Origin of the sequence: Bradyrhizobium sp. (assembly GCF_035701725.1) — a bacterium.
Lineage (GTDB): Bacteria > Pseudomonadota > Alphaproteobacteria > Rhizobiales > Xanthobacteraceae > Bradyrhizobium.
Genome location: NZ_DASSRP010000071.1, coordinates 1 through 5,275, shown reverse-complemented (window position 1 = coordinate 5,275; position 5,275 = coordinate 1). Strand labels below are relative to the sequence as shown.

6 protein-coding genes are annotated in these 5,275 nt (G+C 61.8%); 5 read left to right on the top strand and 1 reads right to left on the bottom strand.

All coding sequences use genetic code 11. The annotated features are described in order from the left end of the window. From VFL62_RS03610 to VFL62_RS03595, 4 genes are all read left to right on the top strand, one after another. Positions 1 to 1,054, top strand: a 1,054-nt coding sequence (locus VFL62_RS03610) for a cysteine--tRNA ligase (RefSeq protein ID WP_325171011.1), incomplete at its 5' end; no start/stop codon positions are given. After that, positions 1,051 to 1,545, top strand: coding sequence for a GNAT family N-acetyltransferase (locus VFL62_RS03605; RefSeq protein ID WP_325171010.1), 495 nt, complete (start codon positions 1,051 to 1,053; stop codon positions 1,543 to 1,545). The genes VFL62_RS03610 and VFL62_RS03605, both read left to right, overlap by 4 nt. Beyond that, positions 1,542 to 3,140: a citramalate synthase gene (gene cimA / locus VFL62_RS03600; RefSeq protein ID WP_325171009.1), complete on the top strand. Its 1,599-nt coding sequence runs from the start codon at positions 1,542 to 1,544 to the stop codon at positions 3,138 to 3,140. The genes VFL62_RS03605 and cimA overlap by 4 nt, the downstream gene beginning before the upstream one ends. Positions 3,141 to 3,244: 104 nt before the next feature. Further along, complete coding sequence (locus VFL62_RS03595) at positions 3,245 to 3,622, top strand: VOC family protein (protein WP_325171008.1); 378 nt, start codon at positions 3,245 to 3,247, stop codon at positions 3,620 to 3,622. A gap of 28 nt (positions 3,623 to 3,650) precedes the next feature. On the opposite strand, the gene VFL62_RS03590 is transcribed toward VFL62_RS03595, so the two are convergent. Next, positions 3,651 to 4,256 carry a TIGR00730 family Rossman fold protein gene (locus VFL62_RS03590; protein WP_325171007.1) on the bottom strand — a complete coding sequence of 202 codons (606 nt, stop codon included), beginning with the start codon at positions 4,254 to 4,256 and terminating at the stop codon, positions 3,651 to 3,653. A 232-nt stretch (positions 4,257 to 4,488) separates the two neighbouring features. On the opposite strand from VFL62_RS03590, the gene VFL62_RS03585 reads away from it, so the two are divergent. Continuing rightward, on the top strand, positions 4,489 to 5,275 hold a 787-nt coding region (locus VFL62_RS03585; RefSeq protein ID WP_325171006.1), incomplete at its 3' end, for an ABC transporter transmembrane domain-containing protein.

The following is a 5,275-nucleotide window of genomic DNA, read 5'->3' as shown; positions in this document are numbered from 1 at the left end:
CGGCTGCTTGCCGCCAACCTACGAGCCGCGCGCGACCGAGTTCGTGCTGCCGCGCGCCGACGGCAAGGCCGACATGGTTACGCTGATCAAGGAATTGATCGCGCGCGGGCACGCCTATGAAGCCGCAGGCGAGGTGCTGTTCGATACGCAGTCGATGCCCGATTATGGCGCACTATCCGGTCGCAGGCTCGACGAACAACTGGCCGGCGCCCGCGTTGCGGTCGACGCGCACAAGAGGAATCCGGCGGACTTTGTGCTGTGGAAGCAATCATCCGAGCACGAACCCGGCTGGGAAAGCCCGTGGGGCAGGGGCCGTCCGGGCTGGCACATCGAGTGTTCGGCGATGAGCGCGGCCTATCTCGGCAACGTCTTCGACATTCACGGCGGCGGTCTCGACCTGATCTTCCCGCATCATGAGAACGAGATCGCGCAGTCGCGTTGCGCGCACGGCACGCCGACGATGGCCAATTACTGGATGCATAATGGCTTCCTGCAGGTCGAAGGCGAGAAGATGTCGAAGAGTCTCGGCAATTTCTTCACCATTCGCGAATTGCTCAACGATTGGCCCGGCGAGGCGCTGCGCCTCAACATGCTGAAGACGCATTATCGCTCGCCGATCGACTGGACGATCAAAAGCCTTGAAGAAAGCAAGAAGGTTGTCGACTCCTGGTACGACATCGTGGGCGACGACAGTCTGCCTCCCGGGGAGATTGATGAGGGCGTCCGTGCGCAGTTGGCTGATGACCTCAATACGTCGGGCGCGATCACGCGGCTTCACGCTATCGCGTCCGGCCGTGGTACTGCCTCCAGTCAGCTCAAGGCATCGGCCATGTTGCTGGGGCTGCTTGGAAAGACAAAAGCGGAATATCTTGAAAGCAATCCGAGGGCCGTTGAGGTCAACGGTGCAGCCGTCGAAGCACTCATAGCAGATCGCGCCGCCGCCCGCGCGCGCAAGGACTTCAAGGAATCTGACCGGATTCGCGACGAACTCGCTGCGATGGGCGTCGTGATCAAGGATTCCAAGGAAGGCACCACCTGGGAGATCGCGCGATGAGTACGCCTGCGCTGCGTCCATTCCTGCCCGCCGATGCGCCGATCCTGGCGGCGATCTTCGTCGCCAGCATCGAGGCGCTGACCGGCGACGACTATAGCGAGGCGCAGCAGGAGGCCTGGGCCGCTGCGGCTGAAGACGAGGCCGCGTTCGGCCAACGGCTGGCTTCTCAGCTCACCCTTGTTGCCACGCTCGATGGGTCGCCGGTCGGTTTCGCATCGCTGAAGGGCAAGGACCATGTCGACCTGCTCTATGTGCATCCCGGCGCGGTCGGGCAGGGGGTGGCGGCCGCCTTGAGCGAGGCGCTCGAAAAACTCGCGGCGGCGCGCGGCGCTAAAAGCCTGACGGTGGATGCCAGCGACAACGCGGCGGAATTCTTTGCAAAGCGCGGCTATGAAGCCAAGCAGCGCAACACGGTTTCGCTCAATGGCGAGTGGCTCGCCAACACCACCATGCAGAAGCCGCTCGAAGCGCCGGCTGGGGGTGCCAGATGACCCGGGAGCGGCTTTATCTTTTCGACACCACGCTGCGCGACGGCGCACAGACCAACGGCGTCGACTTCACGCTGCAGGACAAGCAGTTGATCGCCAGGATGCTCGATGAGCTTGGTGTCGACTATGTCGAAGGCGGGTATCCCGGCGCCAATCCGACCGATACCGAATTTTTTGCCGACAAGCCGAAGCTGGCGCACGCCCGCTTTACGGCATTCGGCATGACGCGCCGCGCCGGCCGCTCGGCATCGAACGATCCCGGCCTAACGGCGCTGCTCGAGGCCAAAGCTGACGCGATCTGCTTTGTCGCAAAATCGTCCGCTTATCAGGTCCGCGTCGCGCTCGAGACCACCAATGAAGAAAATCTCGCGTCCATTCGCGACAGCGTGACGGCCGCGCGCAAAGCCGGCCGCGAAGTGATGCTCGACTGCGAGCACTTCTTCGACGGTTACAAGGAGGACCCGGTGTTCGCGCTCGCTTGCGCCAGGGCGGCCTACGATTCCGGCGCCCGCTGGGTGGTTCTGTGCGATACCAATGGCGGTACGATGCCGCATGAAATCGAGACCATCGTCGGCGAGGTCATCAAGCATATTCCAGGCGACCACGTCGGCATTCACGCCCATAACGATACCGAGCAGGCGGTTGCCAATTCGCTTGCCGCGGTGCGCGCGGGTGCGCGCCAGATCCAGGGCACGCTCAATGGGCTCGGCGAGCGTTGCGGCAACGCCAATCTTTGCTCGTTAATTCCGACGCTGCGGCTGAAGGGCGAATTCGCCGGTCGGTTCGTGATCGGCGTTACCGACGAGAAACTCGCGACCTTGACCGCGGCATCGCGAACGCTTGACGACATGCTGAACCGCGCGCCCGATCGCCATGCGCCCTATGTCGGCGAAAGCGCTTTCGTGACCAAGACCGGGATTCATGCCTCGGCCGTTCTGAAGGACCCGCAGACCTACGAACACGTTCGCCCGGAGGCGGTCGGCAATCACCGCAAGGTGCTGGTCTCCGACCAGGCGGGCCGCTCAAACGTGATCGCCGAACTCGACCGCGCCGGCATTGCCTATGACAAGAACGATCCGAAGCTCGCCCGTCTGGTCGAGGAACTGAAGGAGCGCGAGGCCGTGGGTTATGCCTATGAATCCGCCAACGCGTCGTTCGAACTATTGGCGCGGCGAACGCTTGGCCGGGTGCCGGACTATTTCCGCGTCGAGCAATTCGACGTCAATGTCGAGCAGCGCTACAACGCCAACGGCCAACGGGTCACGGTGGCAATGGCGGTGGTCAAGGTCGATGTCGACGGTGAGAAGCTGATTTCGGCCGCCGAAGGCAATGGCCCGGTCAACGCGCTCGACGTGGCGTTGCGCAAAGACCTCGGCAAGTTCCAGAAATTCATCGAGGGGCTCAAGCTGATCGATTACCGCGTGCGTATCCTCAACGGCGGCAGCGAGGCGGTGACGCGGGTGTTGATCGAAAGCGTGGACGAGACCGGCGAGAAGTGGAGCACCATCGGGGTGTCGCCGAACATTATCGACGCCTCGTTCCAGGCGCTGATGGATTCGATCATCTACAAGCTCGTAAAATCCGGCGCGCCGGCTTAAGAGATTGGTGTCATTCCGGGGCGATGCAAAGCATCGAACCGGGATCTCCAGATTCCGGGTCTGGTCCTGCGGACCATCCCGGAATGACGTCTTGAGAGTGTTTCATGATCGACCACATTTCCGTCAGCGTCAGCAGCCTCGAGCGCTCGGCGCGCTTTTATGAACTGACGCTGGCGCCGCTCGGCCTGACGAAGCTCGTGACACGCCCCGCCACCATCGGTTTCGGCAAAGCCTATCCGGAATTCTGGATCAATCTCCGTCCCGATATGGCTCCGGTTGCAGCCGATAGCGGCAACCACATTTGCCTTCGCGCGAAATCGACCGGCGATGTCGATGCGTTTCACCAGGCGGCGCTAAAGGCGGGAGGCACTTCCGATGGCGCACCGGGCCTGCGGCCGCATGAACGGGTGAAATACTACGCCGCGTTCGTTCGCGATCCCGATGGCAATCGGGTCGAGGCGGTGACGTTTCCAGGCGATTAGCGATTGGCGGCTACGTGTGTCGCGCTTGCTAAAGCCGCCGGGCGAACTCGGGCTCCATTTCAGCGGCGCTGTCGGGAAGAAGCGCGGCGGCCGCTTGCAGCCGTGGCAGGATGTCCTCGACCCGTTCGGCCTTGAGGATCTCGACCGAAAGTCCGTTGCGAATGAATTCGGTCTCGCGCATGTGAGCGAGCAGTGCGAATAGCGGCTCCCAGAATCCGTCAATGTTGGCAAGTAGCACCGGCTTCGAGTGACGTCCGAGCTGCTGCCAGGTGAGCTGCTCGACCAGCTCCTCGAGTGTGCCGATGCCACCGGGCAGGGCTACGAAGGCATCCGAATGTTCGAACATCAGCCGCTTGCGTTCATGCATATCGGGCGTGACGATCATCTCCTGGACGCGCTTGAGCGCATTTTCCCGCAGCTTCAGGAAGTCCGGAATGATCCCCGTCACCATGCCGCCATGGTCGAGCACGGAGCTCGCCACGGCGCCCATGATGCCGAGCGAACCGCCGCCATAGACCAGGCGAATGCCGTTTTCGGCGAGCACTTTGCCAAAGGCCTTGGCGGATTCGGTGAAAAGGGGATTGGTGCCGGGGCCGGAGCCGCAATAGACACAGACAGTTTTGATCTTGCTCATGTCAATTCATGTGGCATTGCAGCGTAAATCAGTCAAACCATAATGGATTCGGCCATCGAATAATATTGCCCGAAAGCCCCGGCATTGCTGAAGAATTTACCCCCCAAATGGCTGGCGAATGTCAAATTCTCTTCACTAGCCCGCCAAACGCTCTATATGACAGGCGAAATGCGACAAATTCCGAAAAAGCGTGCGCCGAATCGGCGCGCCATTCTGCGCCGGGCCGGGCTTCATGGCGCATCCTGATTCCTCGAGGCCGACCGATCAGGCGCCAGTTCCCGACAACGCGCTCGGACAGGCGAGCCTGACCGGGACACTGGCGCATCTGTGGCCCTATATTTGGCCTGGGGATCGTACCGACCTGAAGATGCGGGTGGTCTGGTCCGTGGTGCTGCTGCTCGCGGCCAAGCTGGCGACCTTGGCAGTGCCCTTTACGTTCAAATGGGCGACCGATGCACTGACGGGCGCGGACAGCGCGCCGGTGCAGGCCTCCAACTGGATGCTATGGGTCGTCGCCTCGCCGATCATCATGACGCTGGGCTATGGCGCCTTGCGCATCCTGATGGGCGTATTGACGCAGTGGCGTGACGGAATCTTCGCACGCGTGGCCATGCATGCGGTGCGCAAGCTGGCCTATCTCACTTTCGTTCACATGCACGAGCTGTCGCTGCGCTTTCATCTGGAGCGCAAGACCGGCGGATTGACGCGGGTGCTGGAGCGCGGCCGCAATGGTATCGAGACCATCGTGCGGATGGTGATTCTGCAGCTCGTTCCGACCATCGTCGAGGTTACGCTGTTGATGGCGGTGCTGCTGTGGAAGTTCGACTGGCGCTATGTGGTCGCAACCCTGATCACGGTCGTGATCTACATGTACTACACCTACATCGCGACCGAGTGGCGGATCGGAATCCGCCGCAAGATGAACGATTCCGACGCCGAGGCGAACACCAAGGCCATCGACTCGCTGCTGAACTACGAGACCGTGAAATATTTCAATGCGGAGGAGCGCGAGGCGGCCC